This is a genomic window from Pseudooceanicola sp. DL12 (assembly GCF_056270665.1).
Genome location: NZ_CM149884.1, coordinates 3004818 through 3024503 on the forward strand (window position 1 = coordinate 3004818; position 19686 = coordinate 3024503).

Genomic DNA, 19686 nt, shown 5'->3' on the forward strand with positions numbered 1-19686 from the left:
GGTGCATCGGGGCTTTTGTTGAATTGTGACAACCGGCCGGGCCATAAGGCCTTCAACCGGAACATGAATGGTGACGCTGCGATGGATGGTGGAGACAAGAAGAGCATACGGCAGGCCCTGCTGATGGAGCAGCTGGGCGCCCAGCGCTACATCTCTCTCGAGGAGATTGCCCGCCGCTTTTCCGTGACCACCCAGACCGCCCGCCGCGACATCATGGAGCTGGAGAAGCAGGGCAAGCTGCGACGGCTGCACGGCGGGGCGATGATTGCCAGCTCGATAGAGCCGAACGAGCTGCGCAGCCGGCGGATCCGCAACGCCCAGGCCAAGGACCGGATAGGTGCCAGGGTGGCAGAACTGGTGGAGGATGGCGCCTCGCTCTTTCTGGACACCGGCACCACGGGCGAAGCCGTGGCCCGGGCACTGGTGGCGCGCCGCAACCTGCGTATTGTCAGCTACAGCCTGCGCATCGCGGCCTACCTGAGCGAGGTCACGGATTTCACCATCGCGGTGCCCGGCGGTTTCGTGCGGCAGGTGGACGGAGGCGTCTTCCAGGAGCAGACCGACAGCTTCATTGCCGGCTTCAAGTTCGACATCGCGGTGCTGTCAGTCTCGGGCCTGGACGAGGACGGCGACATGAGCGACGACGACCAGGCAGAGGTGCAGATCGTGCGCTCGGCCATGCAGCAATCGCAGAGGGTTCTGCTTGCCGTCGATGGCAGCAAGTTCGGCCATCGCGGGCTGGTGCGGCTGGGCCGGCTGAGCGACGTCGACATGCTGGTGTCGGACATCACCCCGCCGGAGAGCATCGCCGCCCAGCTGTCGCGGGGCGGCGTGGCCTTTCACAAGGCCTGATCAAAAGGTCTAAGCCGGGGCGGTTGCCCGGCGCTCAGTTCGCCCATTCGCCCTTGCGGAAAACGGGCACGCGGGTGCCGTCGGGCTTGATCCCGTCGATGTCGGTATCGGCACCACCGATCATCCAGTCGACGTGGATCATAGAGCTGTTGCCGCCCTTTGCCGCGATCTCTTCCTCGGAGAGGGTCGCGCCATCGAGGAAGCACTTGGAATAGCACTGGCCCAGCGCGATGTGGCAGGCGGCATTCTCGTCGTAGAGGGTGTTGTAGAAGAGCAGACCCGATTGCGAGATCGGCGAGGAATGCGGCACAAGGGCCACCTCGCCCAGACGACGGGCGCCCTCGTCGCTGTCGATCATCTTCAGCAGAACTTCCTCGCCGCGGGTGGCGCGGGCCTCGACCACGCGGCCGGCCTCGAAGCGCATCTCGATGTTCTCGATCAGGCTGCCCTGGTGCGAGAGCGGCTTGGTCGCGCGGACGGTGCCGTCGACACGTTCGGCATGGGGCGTGGTAAAGACCTCTTCGGTGGGGATGTTCGGATTGCAGACGATGCCGTTCTTGGCCACCGAAGCACCACCGTGCCATTCGTGATCATCGGCGAGGCCCACGGTCAGATCGGTGCCCGGGCTGGTGAAATGCAGTGCCGAGAAGCGCTGATCGTTGAGCCATGCGCTGCGCCGGCGCAGCTCGGCGTTATGGGCCTCCCAGGCGGCGACGGGGTTATCGCCCATCACGCGGCTGGCCGAGAAGATCGCATCGGCGAGTTTCGCGGTGGCCTCCTCCGGCGAGAGATCGGGGAAGACGCGCATGGCCCATTCGGTGCCGGGATAGCTGGCGATCGACCAGTTGATGTCGAAATTCGCGATCTTCGACAGCGCGGGCCTGTAGGCGATGGAATTGGCCTTGCCGGCGCGGGAGACCTTGGCCGGGTCCTCCTCGGACATCATCATCGGGTCGTCACCGACGATCGCCATGCGGGCGGCATTGCCGGCAAAGGCCTCGGCCATGCCCTTGTAGAGCCAGTCGGGCGCCTTGTCGAAGCTCTCGTCGGTGGCGTTGCGGTAGCGGGCCAGCGCCACCTCGGGATCGGAGAGGATCGGGGTAACAACGCCGGCACCCGCGCGATAGGCGGCGGCGGTCACGCGGCGCACCAGCGGCAGGGCAGAGACCGGTGCCGTCAGCACCAGGTCCTGCCCCGGCTGGAGGTTCAGACCGACCTGCACGGCAACCTCTGCCAGGCGGTCGAGTGCTGCGGAATCGATGGGATCTGTGGCCATGTGTGCCTCCTTCGGGTCATCGCCGCGGGCGGGCCGACTGACGGCCGGTGCCCGATCCCGGGGCGATCCATTTCGTTTCGCTGATGACCATATAGGCCCCCTGCCGCGACAGCGAGGGGGCCACGGGAAAATTTCGCCTTGGCGGCGGGGAGATGTGGCGACCGTTGCCAAACCGGCAACAGCCAGTCCCGGGAATTGCTCTTGTAGCCCGGGGCACCGCGGACGTAGTGATTGAAAAACATATGTTTACACAAGATCGGAGGCAGGCATGAGCCGCCAGGACAAGATGAGGCTGAATGCCTTCGTGACCTTTACCGGGCTGCATTGGGCGGCCTGGCGGGATCCGGGCGCCTCCTCGGGCGTGGATTTCGCGGATTACCTGGAGCTTGCAAAGGCCGCCGAGGCCGCACATCTCGACGCCATCTTCCTGGCGGACGGTGTCTCGGTGCCGCTGGAAAACCCCGAAGCCTCGGCCCACCTGGCACATAACGGCGTGCGCCCCTTCGAACCGATCACGCTGCTTTCGGCCATCGCCTCGGTCACCAGCCACATCGGCCTGATCTCGACCGCCTCGACCAGCTTTTACGAGCCCTACAACGTGGCGCGACTGTTCAATTCGCTCGACAACATCAGCAATGGGCGCGCGGGTTGGAACCTGGTGACCTCTTCCGATCCCTTTGCGGCGCTGAACTTCGGCCTGGACACCCAGAGCCAGCACGCCGACCGCTATGAGCGCGCCGAGGAATTCGCCGACGTGGTACTGGGCCTGTGGGACAGTTTCGAGGACGACACCTTCCCGCGGGACCGCGAAAGCGGGCTCTACATGGATATGGACAAGGTTCACATGCTGAACCACAAGGGCAAGCATTTCAGCGTGCGCGGCCCGCTGAACCTGCCGCGCTCGCCGCAGGGCCACCCGGTGGTGGTGCAGGCCGGCGCCTCGGAGCCCGGCAAGCAGCTTGCCGCGCGCACGGCCGAGGCGGTCTTTTCTGCCCATGATACGAACGAGGGGGCGATTGCCTTCTACAAGGACCTGAAGGACCGGATGCCCGCCTTTGGCCGCCACCCCGACGAGCTGAAGGTGATGACCGGCTTCCTGCCCATCGTCGGCGAGACCCAGAGCGAGGCCGAGGACCGCTTTGCCAAGCTGCAGGAGCTGATCCCGCCGCAGGTGGGCATCGACCGGCTGAGCCACTGGCTGGGCGGTGCGGATCTGTCGGGCTGCGACGTGGACGGCCCCCTGCCCGATCTGCCCGAGACCAACCGCGAGAAGAGCCGGCAGGAACTGCTGATCGAGATGGCCAAGCGCGACAACCTGACGATCCGCCAGCTCTACGAGCGGATCTCGGCCTCGGTCGGGCATTTCCAGGTGGTGGGCTCGGTCGAGCAGGTGGCGGATGCGATGCAGGAGCGCTTCGAGGCCTACGGCACCGACGGGTTCAACGTGATGTCGAGCGTCTTCCCCGCCGACCTGCTGCGCTTTACCCAAGGAGTGGTGCCCGAACTGGTGCGCCGCGGCCTCTTCCGCGAGGCCTACGAGGGCACGACGCTGCGCGATCACCTCGGACTGAAGAAACCCGCCAACCGTTTCGTGAAATAAGCCGCCGGGCGCGCGGGCGCCCCGGTGCAGGTACTCTTCCCCGCGGATGTCATCGTTCGTGGAACTGAAAAACCGCCGGAGGGTCTCTCCGGCGGTTTCTTTTATTTGCTTCCGGGGCGCTCGGTCAGTTGCCGCCGGCCTCGGCGTCGATCTGGGCGTGGGCCTCTTCGGCAATCGAGAAGTCGATGATGCTGTCCAGGTCCGGGATGCTGTCGCGGCCCGACACATGGGCGGTTTCCACCATCGGGCCCGAGACCAGGTCACGGTCGAGCACCAGCAGCGGATAGTCGGGATCATCGGTGGGCCGCATCAGGGTGATCTGCACCTCGTTCTCCTCGACCTGGTGATCGTAGTCGAGCGAGTAGTCGATGCCGTATTTCTCGGTGGCGTATTTTGCGGCCTCGGTCGGATCGGCCTCGTTTGCCTCCCAGCCCTTGATCATCGCCTTGACGAAGCCGACGACCGCGTCGCGGTTGTTGTCGAGGTAGTCGCGGGTGGTGAAGAGCAGGCCGGAGTAGGACTTGAAGCCCAGATCATCGAAGAGGGTGAAGTAGTAGTCCTCGTCCGGGGTCATGCCCATGTGCTTGAGCTGCAGCGGCTGGTCGGTGGCATAGCCCACCTGGCCGTCGCCCTGCCCGGCAACCAGCGGCTCGGGGGAATAGCCCACCTCGACGATCTTGATGTCGTTCGGCATGTCGTTGAGCGCGAGCGTCGCCTCGAGCGTGGCCTTAACCGTGGCGCCCGATCCGAGGAAGGTGGCGCCGGCCATGTCCGCGGGCTTCAGGATCGGTTTCTTGGCCAGCGACAGGATACCGAGGGGCGAGCGCTGAAACGGCACGGCGACGACGACGAAGTCATTGCCCTTTTCCACCGCATCGAGGAACGGCAGCCAGCCGGTGATGCCGAAATCCGCCGCGCCGGAGGCGACGGCAACCGGGCCCTGCAGCGAGTTCGGGCCGCCGGGGAGGTAGGAGAAGTCAACGCCTTCTTCCTCCATGTAGCCACGCTCGAGCGCGTTCCAGATCCCGGCGTATTCCACGTTGGGGATCCAGGCCATCTGCAGCTTGAGCGGCGTCAGGTCGTCAGCCATGGCCGGGGCGAGCGGCAGGCCGGAGGCAGTGGCAGCGGCGGTCAGGCCGGCCAGGAAGGTACGTCTTTTCAGCATCTTGGGAAGCTCCTGATCAGGGGTTGCAGTGCGGAAGGGAAGTCAGCTGTCCGGGTCATTCCCAACGGGCCCGGACAATGCGTTCAAGCTGGATCGCGATCATGAAGAAGATGACCGAGATCACCATGGCGACGAGGCTGGCACCGAGGGCCTGGGCCATGTCGAATTCCACCCGGGCGGAGCGGAAGACCTCTCCGAGCCCGTTCGAGCCCATGGCAAATTCCGCCACGATGGCCGAGAGCACGCTGCTGGCCGCGCCGAGGCGGAAGGCCGTCATGAAGGAGGGCACGGCCGCGGGCAGAGCGAGGCGGAAGAGCAGCGTGCTGCGCCGGGCACCGTAGACGCGGAAGAGATCGGCGCTGCCCGGCGGCAGGCTGCGCAGCCCCTGCGCGGTGAAGACGTAGGCCGGGAAGAAGCTGATCACCACGACGATGACGATCACGGTGCGGATGTCGTAGCCCAGAAGCCGTGCGATCACCGGAACCAGCGCCACCGCCGGCACCGCCGAGAAGATCAGCGCCAGTGGCGTGATCAGCCCGCCGATCACCCGCGACCACCACGACAGCACCGCAGAGGCAGCACCGCAGCCCATGCCGAGCGCCGTCCCCACGAGGGCCACGATCAGTGTCTGCGCGCCCGCGGCCGCATAGGCCTTCCAGTGCAGGAAGACGGCGCCGAGCACGCTGGCAGGTTGTGGCATGACGATGGAGTTGTAATCGTTGACGGTGACCCAGACCTGCCAGGCGAGCAGGATAAGGAGGACGCCCCAGAAGCGCGCGATGAAGCGCAAGCAGCCACGCCGGAGCCGCGAGAACAGGCCACCACGGGCGCCATCCGGCCGGGTTTTGCGGTTGTCCATGGTCATCGAGGGATCAGGCATAACGGGCATTGACCAGGGACTGGATGATGCTGGTGATGCCCAGCATGACGAGGGAGATGGCGATGCAGAGGAGCACGGCGCTCCAGAGCAGGGCGATCTGGAAGTTCTGCATGGCGGCGACCATCATCAGCCCGAGCCCCTGCGGCGCGCCGAACCATTCTCCGAGGATCGTACCGATCAGGGCCGCCGGCACGGCGAGCTTCATGCCGGCCGCGATGGAGGGCAGCGCCGCGGGCAGTTCCAGCAGGCGGAACGTGTCATCAGGCCGGGCCCCGAAGGTGCGGAAGAGATCGCGGTGGCTCTGCTTGGCGACCAGCATGCCGGAGGCCGTGGCATTGTAGATCAGGAAAAAGACGTTGAGCGCACAGACGGCGATTGGCGTGACCTTGAGGCCGAAGAAGACGATCAGCAGCGGTGCGACGGCGATGGCCGGGATGGCATGGATCACGGCGGTGGTCTGATCCGTGCCGACCTTGAGACGCGGCACGAGGTGCCCCAGCAGGGCGAACCCGAAGCCGATGGCAAAGCCGATCCCGTAGCCCATCAGCATGGACCGGACGGTGGAGGTCACGGCGCGCTCGAAGGTGCCAAATCGGTGCGGGTTCAGCAGCACATCGAGCACGGAGGTCAGCGAGGGCCAGCCCATGCCCGCGAGCTGATAATAGCCCACCACCTGCCAGAGCAGCAGGAAGAGCGCGATGCCCAGGGCGCCTGCCCCCATGTCGCGGAGCCTCTGACGGCGTGCGGGGATCATGCCGCACCCGCAGCGGCCGGCAACAGGGCCTGCGTAAGGTCATCGACCAGCGCGTGGAATTCGGGCGTGCGCATGACCTCCGGATCGCGGGGCCGGGCGAAGGGGATCTGACGCTCCATCAGAACGTGCCCGGGACGGCCCGTCATCACCACCACGCGATCGGCGAGAAAGACCGCCTCGTCGACGGAGTGGGTCACGAGGATCGTCGTTGTCTGGGTTTCCGACCAGATACGCTGAAGCTCGACGTTCATCTGCCGGCGCGTGACGGCATCAAGCGCGCCGAAGGGTTCGTCGAGAAGCAGGATCTCGGGGTTCAGCAGCAGGGAACGGGCGATGGCCGCGCGCTGGCGCATGCCCCCGGAGAGCTGCCTGGGCCGCGCCTTTTCAAAACCGGTCAGGCCGACGAGATCGATCAGCCGCTGCACCCTCTTCGGGTCGCGGGGCTGGCGGGCCATGCGATAGGGCAGCGCGACATTCTCGGTGATCGAGAGCCAGGGCAGCAGCGCGTGATCCTGGAAGGCCACTCCGAGACGGTGATTGCGGGTGCAATCCTCCGGCGTGGTGCCGAGCACGCGGACGCTGCCCTCGGAGGGCTGCTCCAGGTCGCCGATCAGCCGCAGCACGGTGGACTTGCCGCAGCCAGACGGGCCGAGGATGGCCACGAATTCGCCCTTGGCCACGCGAAGCGAAACATCGGCGACCGCCACGACCTCTTCCTTGCCGCCAAGCGCGAAACGCTTGGTGACATTTTCAAGGGAAACGGCCCCGGGAGATGCGGTGCTGCTCATGTCAGTGGACGCACCCGCTCTCGTCGTCCGCATCGAGCTCGAACCGGCCCACCGGCTCCACCACGGTTTCGCGCACCGACATCTCCTGTGCATCGATCAGCCCGAAATCGGTGAAGCCGAAGTTGGGGATATTGGCCAGAGAGAAGCCATTGAGCTTGAGCAGAACGCGCGGGATCGGCGGGCAGCCCAGTTCCTCGATCAGGGTCTTCTCGAGGATGCGCGTCTTCGCCGCGACCTCTTCCAGGGGCTCTTCGGACATCAGCCCGCCCACCGGAAGCGGCAGGCTGTAGATCACCTTGCCGTCCACCACCATGGCATAGCCGCCGCCGGCGCGAATCACCTCGTTGGCAGCCATGGCCATGTCGTCGTGATCGGCCCCCATGGTCATCAGGTTGTGGGCGTCGTGGCTGACGGTGCAGGCAATGGCGCCGCGCTTGACGTGCACCCCGCCCATGAAGCCGCGACCGATGTGCCGGGTTTCGCGGTGCCGGTCGATCACGGCCACGGCAGAGACACCCTGTTCTGGATCGGGCAGCACGAAGCCGTCCCGGGTGGTCAGATCGAACTGCTCGGCCGATTTCGGGCTGGTGGTCATGATTGCCCAGACGCGGGTCTTGTCGGCGTTGTGCGGCACACGGAGCTTCAGCTCCTCTGCGCTCACCTCGCCGCCGGTGCGCATGGTGCTGCGCGCCCAGTCGGGATAGCGGAAGCCCGCGTCGGGCGCGGTATAGGTGCCACTCTGGAAGTGGTATTCGCCATCGACCATCACCGCGTCGATCCGGACCGCCTCGAGATCGGAGAGGATCACCAGATCGGCGCATTTGCCCGGCGTGACGGAGCCATAGTCGCGATCGATCCGCAGCCCCTCTGCCACATTCAGGGTGCAGATCTGGTAGGCGGTGACCGGATCCATCCCCTCTTCGATCATCATCCGCAGGCGGGAGTCGATATGACCCACATCGACCAGCTCGTGCGGATAGACATCGTCGGTGCAGAACTGGAAGTAGCGGGTATCGAGCCGCCCGTCGTTGACGATCCGCGCCAGCTCGCGGAACTCCTCGCGGTCGAGACGGTGCTTCTCCCGCCAGGCGAGGATCGTGCGCATGCCGGTGCGGGTGTTCTCCATCACCTCCTCGATGGTGCCGGCGACGTGGTTGTCCTCCGGCCCGCCAGCGAGAAAGGCGTTGAGTTTCGCGCCGCGCAGGCCCGGCGACTGGCCGGAGACGGTCATTCCGCGATCGATCGTCATGTCGATCTTGTCGAACTGTTCCTCGTCCTGACGGATGATCAGGTTCGGGTTGATATCACCGGCCAGGCAGACCGCCTCGGGCCAGTCGAGCAACTCGCCCGTCTCCTCGATGGTGATGCGCGCGCCCGATGTCTCGAGCCAGTCGGGCATGGCCGGGATGCGCGCCGGCACCCGCAGGCGCATCTTCATCGGCACGTGCTTTGCCTCTTCGAACATCAGCTTCATGCCGGGAATGCCCAGCACATTACCGATCTCGTGCGGGTCGGCGGCAATCATGGTGACGCCGCAGGAAATCGCGGCGCGGGAATATTCGCGGACTGTGATCATCGAGGCCTCGACATGCACATGCGGGTCGATGAAACCGGGAGAGACGAACTTCCCCGCCAGGTCCTCGACAGGCCCATCGGCCCAGCCGCCCTGCCCGGGTGCCGCGATCGCGGCAATTCGGCCGCCTTTCAGCGCAATGTCCGCCGCCATGATCTCGCGCGTGATCGTGTTGACGATCTGCGCGTTGGCCAGGACCAGGTCCGGAGCCGTCTTGCCCAGTGCCACGTCGGAAAGGGCTTGTCTTGTCGTCTTGCTGGCCATCGGTAAACGCAGGTCCCTCTGTCACCTTTTCAGTTGGAGCCAGACAGCGACGCCGCCCCCCGCATCACAAGACAAGAAAGCTGCACAGCCCGTTGACCAGATGGCAACAGCCCTGCTTTTGAAGGCGCCACGCCCATGCATGGGCCGAAACGCTTTCAACCGCCCCTCGCGGAAGTGCACGGTTTTTCTGCAATTTCGATGGCAGCCCCGGTTTTTGCGGCGCTTTTCCCGCCCTGCATGAACGTCCGCGGCCGGCACACCACCGGAGCCTTCATTTGGCTGGACAGTTGTCACCGCCCCGTCACAATCGGGCCAGATCGAGGAGCCTTCTATGCATCTGATTTCCCGCGCCGCCGTCCTGCTGGACGAAGTGGCCCGCACCGGGTCGATACGGGGCGCCGCCGAGCGCCTGAACACCTCTCCCTCGGCCGTGAACCGGCACATCCTGGGGCTGGAGGCACAATACGGGCTGCCCCTGTTCGAGCGCCTGCCCCGCGGCATGCGCCTGACCTCGGCCGGAGAGATCCTCGTGGCCAACATCCGGCGCTGGCGACGCGAGCAGGACCAGGGAGACATGCAGATCGAGGAGCTGCAGGGCCTGCGGCGTACCCATGCCCGCGTCGGCGTGATCGACACCGTGGCCGACGACCTGATGCCCCGCGTCTTCGACAGGCTCTATGCGGTGAACCGGGACACCACCATGGACGTGACCGTGGGCAATACCGAAATGCTCTCGCGCGAGCTGGCCGACGGCAACCTGGACCTTGCCGTCTGCTTCAACCTGCAGGCCCGGCGCAACATCGAGATCGTGCAGACCACCAGGTCGCATGCCGGCGTCCTGGTGCGGCCCGATCACCCGCTGGCGCGGCAGAGTGCGGTGCGGCTGGCCGACCTGGTGGAATTCGAACTTGTCCTGCCCGCCTCTTCCTTCATCCTGCGCACGCAGCTGGACGAAGCCTTTGAAAAGCTGCCGTTTCCACCGAAGGCGATCGTCACGAGCAATTCGACCGCGGTGATGAAGGCGATGCTGGCGCACGGTGAACACGTGGCCATCATCGGCTGCCTCGCGGCGACGCGCGAGATCGAGACCGGCAAGCTCCGCTTCATCCCCTTCGGACACGAGAAAATCCACAGCTCCGACCTGTCCCTTGCCGTGCAGGCGCATCACTTCCCGACCCCGGCGCGGTTGCAGCTTATCGACACCTTCCGCGGTGTCCTGGCGCATTTCGACGAATGCGCCTGCCATGTACGCGAGCTGGATGCGGCGGATTGACGGTGCCGGCCGCCGCGGCAGGCTGGACCGGCGGGGCCTGGGCCGGCTAGACCGGTATCGAGGCCCGGAATGACAGCAGGACCCCTTTCATGAGCACCCCTCCCGATCTTGTCGTCCTGAACGGCAAGCTGATGACGATGAACCCCGACCAGCCCCGCGCCGAGGCCCTCGCCATCCGGGGCAACCGGATCACGGCGGTCGGAGGTTCGGCGGAAATCGCAGCCCTTGCGGGGCCGGATACCCGGGTTGTCGATGCCGCAGGCTGCACCGTCCTGCCCGGTATCGTCGAGAGCCACGTGCATCTCTTTGCGGGGAGCGCCGAACTCGACTACGTCGACATGTTCGGCATCGAGGGCGCGGACGAGGTAACGCAGATGGTGCGCGCCTATGCCCGGCAAAACCGAGACGACCGGATGATCCTGGCCGTGGGAGCCACCTACGAGATCCTGGGCGGCGATGGCGAGATTTCCCGTCAGGACCTCGACCGGATCCTGCCGGACCGTCCCTTCGCGATCTTTGCAGCCGACCATCACACGCTCTGGGCCAACACCGCCGCGCTGGACATGGGGGGGGTGCTGCACGGTGGCGATGCAGGCCAGGGCTCCGAGATCGTCATGGCACAAGACGGCCTCGCACAGGGCACGCTGAAGGAGCCGGGCGCCTATGGGCCGGTGCTCGCCCTGGCGCGATACGGCGGACGGGAACTGCTGGGCATGGTGACAGGCGCCGACCCCGAGATCCCTGCAACCGCCGAAGAGCGCACCCGTGACAAGGACGCGCTGGAACGTGGCCTGAGCCATTGCGCCAGCCAGGGCATCACAAGCCTGCACAACATGGATGGAAACCTCTACACGCTGGAGCTTCTGGCAGAAATGGAAGCCGAGGGCCGCCTGAAATGCCGCGTCGAAATCCCCTTCCATTACAAGAACTTCGACAGACTGGATCGGTTTTCCGAGGCCGAGGCGATGCGCGCGCGCTACCGCGGAGACAAGCTGCACTGCGACCGGGTCAAGCTCTTTGTCGACGGGGTGATCGAGAGCCGCACGGCGCTGATGATCGAGACCTATCCCGGCACCGATGCAAACGGCGACGCGATCTTCGACAAGGAGGTGCTGAGGGAGATCTGCGTGACGGCGGACCGGCTGGGGTTCCAGATCTCGATTCATGCCATCGGCGACCTCGCGGTGCGCTGGACGCTGGATGCCTACGAGGCCGCGCGGGCGGCCAACGGCGCGCGGGATGCCCGGCACCGGATCGAGCATATCGAGACCATCCATCCACAGGATCTGCCGCGCCTTGGGGAGCTGGACGTGGTGGCCTCGCTGCAGCCGGGGCATGCGCCCTGCGGCGGATTCTTTCCGGCGCATGGGATCGGCAACCTGTTGCACGAAAAGCAGATTTCCATGGCCTATGCCTGGTCTGACATCCGTGCGAGCGCGGCCAGAACGATCTTTTCCAGCGACTGGCCGGTGATCCCCGTGGACCTGATGCGCAACATCAACGCCGCGATCAACCCGATGCCGATGCCCGCCCCCTGGCGCAACCACGCCCAGAGCCTGGAGGACACCCTGCGCTCCTGCACCGCGGATGGCGCCTGGGCGGAATTTGCCGAGGATATCAAGGGGATGCTGAAGCCTGGCATGCTGGCCGACGTGGCGGTGTTTTCCCACGACCTGGAGAGCCTGGCCCCCGACAGCATCCGGCAGGCCCGGGCCGTGATGACCCTCTGCGACGGGGCCGTGACCTGGGAAGAATGAGGCCTGAGGACAGGCGCGAAAGCCCCTCGCATTCCAGAATCAATATTCGTCTCAAGCCCCTGAAAAGGCCGGATTCCAACGTCGGTATTACGTCGGTATCGCGTCGGTATTGCGACGGTGCCGTTTCGGGCCGCGCAGGCGCGCCGCGAAGCCTCCGGCGGGGATTTTTCCGGCCAGATGAAAGAGCGCTGGGGCTCCCCGTCATCTGGCCATGGATATCCCGGGGGCGTCTCCCGCGAGGGAGACGGGGGCAGAGCCCCCTGTGACGTTTCCCATGTCGCCCTCCGGCGACGGGGGCAGAGCCCCCTGTGACGTTGTTTTCCATGTCGCCCTCCGGCGACGGGGGCTCAGAGCAGGAGCCGGTCGCGCAGGGTCCGTACCGTGCCGCCGGTGACGCCGATGCTGTCGAGATAGCCCGCCACGTCGCCGTGGCGGCTGCGCAGGTCGGCGAGCATCGCCTGCATCGTCTCGGGGCGGCACTCCAGCATCGGGCGATAGGCCGCGACATCGTTGCCCTGGGCCTCGGCCACCTGCAGGAAATGCGCCACCAGGGTGGCGATGCGATGTTTCGTCATCGCGTAATCGGCAAGGATCTGATCCTCGGGCGTGCCGGCCAGCGACAGCAGCAGCGCGGCGATGATGCCGGTGCGGTCCTTGCCTGCCGTGCAGTGGAAGAGCACCGCGCCCTCGGGCGCCACGGCCATCTGCGCCATGACGGCGGCGATGGCCGCGCCGCGCCGGTGCAGGGCCGTCAGGTAGAACTCGAGCAGCGGATCCGCGGGTTTCGGCGCATCGGCGGGGCGCTCGCCCGCGGGCGCCAGCGCATCGAAGAGCGCGAGAGGGTGATAGCCGATCTCCTCGATGCCCTCGAAGGGGTTCGGCTCGGCTGCGCGTTCGGCGGTGGAGCGCAGGTCGATCACCGTGCGCAGCCCCTCCTCCTGCAGGTGGTCGATGTCTCCGGCAGAGAGGTTGTGCAGCCCGTCGGCCCGCAGGAAGCGGCGCCATTGCGTCTTGCCCCCCGCGCCGGCACCGCCGTCGGCGACATAGCCGCCGATGTCGCGCACGTTGTGCGCCCCGGAGAGCGGGATGATCCGGCGCGGGTCGTGGATCATGTCCATCAGGCCAGCTCCTTCAGCCGTTCCAGCGAGACCGTCCGCAGGACCTCGCCCGTGTCGATCGGCATGAAGGTTGCGGAGAGACCGCCCGGCAGCACCTCGCACATGGCGATGCCGGTGCCCTCGACGATGCGGATCTCGCCGCGGGCGAGCAGGTCGACGGTGGCGTGCTGTCCGTTGGTGATGACCACCGGGATGCCGTTCCAGAGCGCCACGCGGTTGTAGTGCACATGGCCCGAGAGGATGCCCATGACGTTGACGCCCTGCAGCATGGCGGCGAGGCGGTCGGTATCGGCCTGGGGCAGCGAGGTCCATTCCACCGCCTCGGGCGCAAGACGCGGCATGTGGTGCAGCACCAGCAGCTTTGGCAGCTCGGGGTGACGCTGCAGGGCGGCACCGAGGAACTCGAACTGCGCGTCCTGGATACGGCCCCCCACCCGGCCCGGCTCGGCGGTGTCCAGGGTGATCAGGTGGATGCCCGAAAGCACCGTGTCGTGATCGAGCGGGTCGGAGGGCCCCCCGGGGAACCCGGTGAAGACGGCACGGAAGCCCTCGCGGCGGTCGTGGTTGCCGAGCGCGTAGAAGATCGGGATGTCCAACTGGGACATGCGCTCTGCCAGGAGTTCGTAGCTCTCGACATGGCCGCGGTTGGTCAGGTCGCCGGAGGCCACGATGAAGGCGGGCGCGGGCTGGATCTGACCGATGAGCGCGATCACCCGGTCGAGGGTGGCGACGGTATCGGTGTCGAGCGTGGTATCGCCCACGTCGGGGTGCGACACATGGATGTCGGTCAGGTGCAGGAAACGCGTGGTCATGCGTCGATCCTTTCATGCGGGAGGTTATCGGGGACTTGCGTGGCGGCGGATTCGCTGACGTGCGAGGCCGCGAGCAGCCGGCGGGTGTAATCATGCGACGGGTTGGCGAAGAGGGCCGTGGTCTCGCCCTGCTCCACCACCTCGCCGCGTTGCATCACCAGCAGCCGGTCGCAGAGCGCGCCGACCACGGCGAGGTCATGGCTGATGAAGAGCATCGACAGGCCGAGATCCTCCTGAAGGTCCATAAGCAGGTTGAGGATCTGGGCCTGGACCGAGACATCGAGGGCCGAGACGGCCTCGTCCGCCACGATGAGCGCGGGACGCAGCACGATGGCGCGGGCGATGGCGATGCGCTGGCGCTGGCCGCCGGAGAACTCGTGCGGGTATTTCGCGGCGTCGGCGGGGGCAAGGCCCACCTGCTCCAGCGCCTCGGCCACGCGGTGGCTCTCTGCGCCCTTCCCGGCCGCCTGCCCCTCGGCCTGGCCTGCGGCGCGCAGCGGCTCGGCGATGGACCAGCCGACGTTGCGGCGCGGATCGAGCGAGCCGTAGGGATCCTGGAAGATCATCTGGAAGCGGGTGCGGGCGGCCCGCAGATGGGGACCGGTCATGGCGTGCAGGTCCTGCCCCTGGAAGAGGACGCGGCCGGCGTCGGGCGTCTCGAAGCCCATGACCATGCGGGCGAGCGTGGACTTGCCCGAGCCGCTCTCGCCCACGATGCCGAGGGTCTCGCCCGGCTCCAGCGTGAAGGAGGCATCGGCGACGGCCACCAGCTCCGGGTGCGCGCCGAAGAGCGAGGTGCGGGGCTGGCGGTAGAGGCGGCGGAGGTTCTCGGCCTGAAGCAGGGTCACGGGTGGCTCCTTTCCGCCGGGCTCAGCAGGTGGCAGGCGGCTGCGCCGGTCTCTGTCGCGCAGGCGGGCGCGCGGGTGCCGGCGCAGCGCGGCAGCTCCTCGGCACAGCGGCCCGAGAAGCGGCAGCCCGCGGGCAGGTCGGCGAGCGCCGGGATGGTGCCCGGGATCGTGGGCAGCCGCGGGCGACGGCTGCCGGGGGCGCGGGGTGTGCGGGCCGGACGCGGCCGCGCGGCGAGCAGGCCGCGGGTATAGGGATGGGCGGGCGCCGCCAGCAGGCGCGCGGTGTCGCCCCGCTCGACGATGTCGCCGCCGTACATCACCAGGGTCTGACGGGTGGCGCGGGCGACGATCGAGAGGTCGTGGCTGATGATCATCAGCGCCATGTTGCGCGAGCGCGAGAGGCTGACCAGCAGGTCGGTGATCCGCAGCGCCACCTCGGCATCGAGCGCCGTGGTGGGTTCGTCCGCGATCAGCAGCGCCGGGTCGCAGGCGAGCGCCAGGGCGATCAGCACCCGCTGGCGCTGACCGCCGGAGAGCTCGTGCGGGTAAAGGCGCAACCGGGTGGCGGGATCGGGCAGGCCGACCTCCTCGAAGAGCGCGATGGCGCGGGCACGGGCCTGATCCTTCGACAGGCCCATGTGCACGCGGAGCGGCTCCATCACCGTGGTGCCCACCCGGCGGAGCGGGTTGAGGGCGGCCATGGGCTCCTGGAAGATCATCGCGATGCGGCGGGAGCGCAGGGCCCGCCAGGCGGCCTCCGGCGCGGCGGACATGTCGGTGCCGTCGATGTCGAGGGTGCCGGTGAGGGTGGCGGCCTCGGGCACCATGCCCATGAGGGCGGAGGCGAGCATGGACTTGCCCGAGCCGCTCTCTCCCACCACGCCGATGCGGTCGCCGGGGCGGAGGGAGAGCGAGGCGTCGCGGAGCGCGTAGGCATCGCCGAAACGGACGGAGAGGGATGTGGCGGTGAGCATGTCAGCGCTGCCTTCTGAGGCGGGGGTCGGTGACGTCGCGGATGCCGTCGCCCAGCAGGCCGAAGCCGAGGACGGCGAGCACGATGCAGATGCCGGGGTAGATCGCGAGCTGTGGCGCGAGGTAGAGGAGCGTCTGGGCATCGGCGAGCATGCGGCCCCAGGAGGGCGCGGGCGGCTGGGCGCCGAGCCCGAGATAGGAGAGCGCGGCCTCGGCCAGCAGCGCCACGGAGAACTCGATGGTGGCCTGCACGATGATCGGCGCGGCGATGTTGGGCAGGATGTGATCGAGGGTGAGACGGGTGCGGGTGGCGCCGGAGGCCTCGCCCGCCAGCACGAACTCGCGGGTCCAGACCTGGTTCGCGGCGCCACGCGAGACCCGGGCGAAGATGGGCACGTTGATGAAGGCGATGGCCAGCACGGTGTTTTGCAGCGAGGGGCCGAAGGCCGCGGCCATCATGATGGCGAAGAGCAGCGCCGGGAAGGCCAGGGAGAGATCGGCGAGGCGCATGACGAGATCCTCGACCCAGCCGCCGCGGGCGCTGGCCAGCACGCCGAGCACCACGCCGATGGAGCCGCCGATCCCCACGGCGATGAGTGCCACCGCCATGGAATTGCGCGCCGCCACCATGAGCTGCGAGAGCACGTCGCGGCCGAGCTGATCGGTGCCCAGCCAGTGATCGGCCGAGGGCGGCGCGAATTTGTTGATCACGTCGATCTCGGCATAGGGGTACGGCGTCCAGATCAGCGAGAGCGCGGCGATGAAGGTGACGAAGCCCACCAGGACGGCGCCGATGACGAGGTTCACGGGCCAGCGGCGGTGCCCGGATTTGCGCGCCGGCTTGCCCTCGGGGGTCACGGAGGTGGAGCTCATGTCAGGCGCGCCTTCAGCCGGGGGTCGATCAGGGCATAGGCCACGTCGACGAGGAAGTTGGCGATGACCACCACCGCCGCCACCAGCAGCACCAGCGCCTGCACGGTGATCAGGTCACGGTTTGAGATCGACTGGAAGATCAGCCGCCCGAGGCCGGGCAGGAAGAAGACGTTCTCGATCACGATGGTGCCGGTGACGACGGAGGCGAACTGCATGCCGACGATGGTGATGATGGGCACCAGCGCATTGGGCAGCACGTGACGCCAGAGCACCCGGCGCGGCGAGAGGCCGGTGGCCCGGGCCGTGCGGGTGAAATCGAGGCGCATGACCTCGAGCGCCGAAGAGCGGGTGACGCGCGCCAGCACGGCCCCCTGTACCAGGGCCAGCGCCACGGTGGGCAGGATCAGCGCGCGGATGGCGGCCATGGGATCGGACCAGCCCGGGAAGCCGCCGGGCGGCAGCCAGTGCAGTTTCACGGCGAAGAGCAGCACCAGCAGGATGGCCAGCCAGAAGGCCGGGATGGCGATGCCCAGCTGCGACAGGATCATCACCGCCCAGTCCCCTGCCCGGCCATGGCGCGAAGCGGCGAAGGTGCCCGCCACCAGCGCCAGCAGCAGAGTGAGCGCGGTGCCGAGCGCCGCCAGCGTGAGGGTGAGCGGCAGACGTTCGGCGATCAGCCCCGAAACCGGCACGTCGAAGGAATAGGAGATGCCGAAATCGCCCTGCACCACCCCGGTGATCCAGGAGGCATAGCGGGCGAGAACGGGCTGATCGAGGCCCAGCTCGGCCCGCAGGGCGGCCTGGGCCTCTGGCGTGGAATCGATGCCGAGAATGGTGAGCGCCGGATCGCCGGGCAGCACGTTCATCACCGCGAAGACGATGACCGAAATGGCGAAAAGGGTCAGCAGGAGGCCGATGAGACGGCGAAGGAGGAACAGGGCCATTGAGAACTTTCAACGCGACAGGACGGCGGGGGCCGCCGTCCTGCGCGGGTCTTCATAGAGGTCGGACGGGATCAGGAGGGATCACCCCAGTGCACGTCGGCGAGCGGCTGGAAGGTGACCGGGGAATTCTCCCAGAAGCCATCGACACGGGCATTGATGATCGAGAGCTTGGGCATCTGGAACAGGAAGCCCATCACCGCGTTGTCGGCCAGGTAATTCTGGGCCTCGCGCTCGAGATCGTTGCGCACCGCCGGGTCGCTCTCGGTCTGGATCTTGTTCCAGAGACCATCGAATTCGTCGCTCTGGTAGCCGTAGAAGTAGTCCGGGCCCTTGGCGAAATTGCCCAGGTCGTTGGGCGAGGTATGGGCGATGATGGTCATGTCGTAGTTTTTCTTCTTGTAGACCTCGTCGAGCCAGAAGCCCCATTCCACGGTCTCGACCTTGGCGTCGATGCCGGCCTGGGCCAGCTCTGCCTGGATGATCTCGGCCGAGCGGGTGGCATAGGGGAAGGGCGGCACGCGCAGTGTCATGGTGCTGCCCTCGACGCCCGCCTCGGAGAAGAGCTCCTTGGCCTTCCCGGTGTCATGGGGCCAGCGTTCGGTGAGGTCGACATAGGCCGGGCCATGGGGCGGATAGAAGCTTCCGATGGGCACGGCGCGGCCGTACATGGCGCCGTCGATGATCTCGCTGCGGTCGATGGCGTGGTTCACCGCCTCGCGCACGCGGGGATCGGTGAAGGGGGCACGGGAGTTGTTCATCGCCAGGATGACCTCGCCCTCGGTCGAACCGACGGTGACGTTGAAACGCGGGTCATGTTCGAACTGCGGCAGCATCTCGGGGGCGCTGAAGGCGGGATAGGCGTCGATCTCGCCGGCCATGAGGGCGGCGGAGGCCGAGGCCGGATCGGAGATGAAGCGGAACTGCACCTTGTCGAGGGTCACGCCGTCGGCGGCGCGATACTCGGGGTTCTTGACCAGGGTCAGGCTGTCGCCGCGGGTCCAGCCGTCGAACTTGAAGGGGCCGGTGCCGATGGGGGTGGTCTTGTCCCCCTCGATGCTCTCGGGGGCGACGATGGAGGCGGTGCCCTGGGCGAGGTTGAAGAGGAAGAAGGCGTCGGGCTGCGTCAGGGTGACCGTGAGGGTGAGCGGATCGACGACGGTGACGGTGTCGATGGCGGCAAAGTAGCGTTTCGCGGGGTTCACGCTGTCTTCGGCCATGGCGCGGTCGAGGGTGAACTTGACGTCCTCGGCATCGAAGGTGGTGCCGTCGTGGAAGTTTACGCCCTCGGCCAGGTGGAAGGTATAGGTGAGGCCGTCGTCGGAGATCTCCCAGCTGGTGGCGAGATCGGGATGGACGGCGCCGCTCTCGTCCACGGTCGTCAGGCTCTCGTAGACATTGTGGCTGAGCATGCCGGCGATCGAAGCCGTGGCATCGGAGGTGGGATCGAGGGAGGTCGGCTCTTGCTGCAGGCCGATACGCATAAGCGCATCTGCGGCGAGCACGGGGTGCGTGAGACCGAGGCCCAGGGCGAGGCCCGCGAGCGTGGAGAGCAGGGGATGGCGCATGGAGAAATCCTTTACTGACCGGTCGGGGGGAACGCCCGGGGGGCTGGCGGCAGCCATGGACCCGGTTCGCTACACCTGTGTGACAATAGGATGGCATTTTTGGGACAGTGGCACATAGCGCTGATTTCGCAGCCCCGGATTCATTCGAATGAGTGACTGTACGTGCACGCAAAAGAGGCGCATCGCCTTGAAAGCGAAGCGCCTTTTGCCTGGCGCGAGTTTCGCGTGGCAGAATGCGACCAGGAGTCGGAGCGTCGGCTCCGGCCCTTTCGGTCTTGTATCGGTGGCCGCGCGCGGTGCGGATTTGGCCGGGGCCGTGCCGGGAAGTGCGACCGGAGAGGGGGGCACCGGGGCCCCTAAAAAAAGACAGGG

At 66.9% G+C, this 19686-nt stretch carries 17 protein-coding genes; 4 read left to right on the top strand and 13 right to left on the bottom strand.

The genetic code is table 11. The features are described from left to right. Positions 1-81: 81 nt before the first annotated feature. Positions 82-852 carry a DeoR/GlpR family DNA-binding transcription regulator gene (locus AC0WR5_RS13985; RefSeq protein WP_475863995.1) on the top strand — a complete coding sequence of 257 codons (771 nt, stop codon included), beginning with the start codon at positions 82-84 and terminating at the stop codon, positions 850-852. 34 nt (positions 853-886) lie between these two features. Here AC0WR5_RS13985 and AC0WR5_RS13990 read toward each other — a convergent pair whose 3' ends face one another. After that, positions 887-2128, bottom strand: a complete 1242-nt coding sequence (locus AC0WR5_RS13990) for an aminopeptidase (RefSeq protein WP_475863997.1) — start codon at positions 2126-2128, stop codon at positions 887-889. Between the two features lie 268 nt (positions 2129-2396). Between AC0WR5_RS13990 and AC0WR5_RS13995 the strand changes: the two genes are divergently transcribed. Continuing rightward, a complete protein-coding gene (locus AC0WR5_RS13995) occupies positions 2397-3728 on the top strand; it encodes an LLM class flavin-dependent oxidoreductase (RefSeq protein WP_475863999.1) in 1332 nt (443 codons plus the stop codon). A gap of 124 nt (positions 3729-3852) precedes the next feature. On the opposite strand, the gene AC0WR5_RS14000 is transcribed toward AC0WR5_RS13995, so the two are convergent. From AC0WR5_RS14000 to AC0WR5_RS14020, 5 genes are read right to left on the bottom strand one after another with little or no spacing between them, the layout of a single operon-like run. Further along, complete coding sequence (locus AC0WR5_RS14000; RefSeq protein ID WP_475864001.1) at positions 3853-4893, bottom strand: ABC transporter substrate-binding protein; 1041 nt, start codon at positions 4891-4893, stop codon at positions 3853-3855. Between the two features lie 55 nt (positions 4894-4948). After that, the gene (locus AC0WR5_RS14005; RefSeq protein ID WP_475864002.1) at positions 4949-5758 is read right to left on the bottom strand and encodes an ABC transporter permease; all 810 of its coding nucleotides are present in this window, start codon (positions 5756-5758) and stop codon (positions 4949-4951) included. 7 nt (positions 5759-5765) lie between these two features. Then, entirely contained in the window at positions 5766-6527 is a 762-nt protein-coding gene (locus AC0WR5_RS14010) for an ABC transporter permease (protein ID WP_475864003.1), read from the bottom strand. Beyond that, positions 6524-7315 (bottom strand): ABC transporter ATP-binding protein, encoded by a 792-nt coding sequence (locus tag AC0WR5_RS14015; protein ID WP_475864004.1) that lies wholly within the window; start codon positions 7313-7315, stop codon positions 6524-6526. Before AC0WR5_RS14015 ends, AC0WR5_RS14010 begins: the two co-directional genes overlap by 4 nt. Before the next feature lies 1 nt (position 7316). After that, the gene (locus AC0WR5_RS14020) at positions 7317-9152 is read right to left on the bottom strand and encodes an adenine deaminase C-terminal domain-containing protein (RefSeq protein WP_475864006.1); all 1836 of its coding nucleotides are present in this window, start codon (positions 9150-9152) and stop codon (positions 7317-7319) included. A 331-nt stretch (positions 9153-9483) separates the two neighbouring features. On the opposite strand from AC0WR5_RS14020, the gene AC0WR5_RS14025 reads away from it, so the two are divergent. Further along, the gene (locus tag AC0WR5_RS14025) at positions 9484-10425 is read left to right on the top strand and encodes a LysR family transcriptional regulator (RefSeq protein ID WP_475864007.1); all 942 of its coding nucleotides are present in this window, start codon (positions 9484-9486) and stop codon (positions 10423-10425) included. Between the two features lie 89 nt (positions 10426-10514). Then, complete coding sequence (locus AC0WR5_RS14030; protein ID WP_475864008.1) at positions 10515-12182, top strand: amidohydrolase; 1668 nt, start codon at positions 10515-10517, stop codon at positions 12180-12182. A gap of 347 nt (positions 12183-12529) precedes the next feature. On the opposite strand, the gene AC0WR5_RS14035 is transcribed toward AC0WR5_RS14030, so the two are convergent. The 7 genes from AC0WR5_RS14035 to AC0WR5_RS14065 form a co-directional block, all read right to left on the bottom strand. Next, on the bottom strand, positions 12530-13300 hold the full coding sequence (locus tag AC0WR5_RS14035) for a tyrosine-protein phosphatase (RefSeq protein WP_475864010.1): 771 nt from the start codon (positions 13298-13300) through the stop codon (positions 12530-12532). After that, complete coding sequence (locus tag AC0WR5_RS14040; protein WP_475864011.1) at positions 13300-14112, bottom strand: metallophosphoesterase family protein; 813 nt, start codon at positions 14110-14112, stop codon at positions 13300-13302. Before AC0WR5_RS14040 ends, AC0WR5_RS14035 begins: the two co-directional genes overlap by 1 nt. Next, positions 14109-14960 (bottom strand): ATP-binding cassette domain-containing protein, encoded by an 852-nt coding sequence (locus tag AC0WR5_RS14045; protein ID WP_475864013.1) that lies wholly within the window; start codon positions 14958-14960, stop codon positions 14109-14111. Before AC0WR5_RS14045 ends, AC0WR5_RS14040 begins: the two co-directional genes overlap by 4 nt. Next, positions 14957-15934: an ABC transporter ATP-binding protein gene (locus AC0WR5_RS14050; RefSeq protein WP_475864014.1), complete on the bottom strand. Its 978-nt coding sequence runs from the start codon at positions 15932-15934 to the stop codon at positions 14957-14959. Before AC0WR5_RS14050 ends, AC0WR5_RS14045 begins: the two co-directional genes overlap by 4 nt. Position 15935: 1 nt before the next feature. After that, complete coding sequence (locus AC0WR5_RS14055; RefSeq protein ID WP_475864016.1) at positions 15936-16805, bottom strand: ABC transporter permease; 870 nt, start codon at positions 16803-16805, stop codon at positions 15936-15938. Beyond that, positions 16802-17749 carry an ABC transporter permease gene (locus AC0WR5_RS14060; RefSeq protein ID WP_475864017.1) on the bottom strand — a complete coding sequence of 316 codons (948 nt, stop codon included), beginning with the start codon at positions 17747-17749 and terminating at the stop codon, positions 16802-16804. The genes AC0WR5_RS14055 and AC0WR5_RS14060 overlap by 4 nt, the downstream gene beginning before the upstream one ends. Positions 17750-17820: 71 nt before the next feature. After that, positions 17821-19314, bottom strand: a complete 1494-nt coding sequence (locus AC0WR5_RS14065) for an ABC transporter substrate-binding protein (protein ID WP_475864019.1) — start codon at positions 19312-19314, stop codon at positions 17821-17823. Positions 19315-19686: the final 372 nt, after the last annotated feature.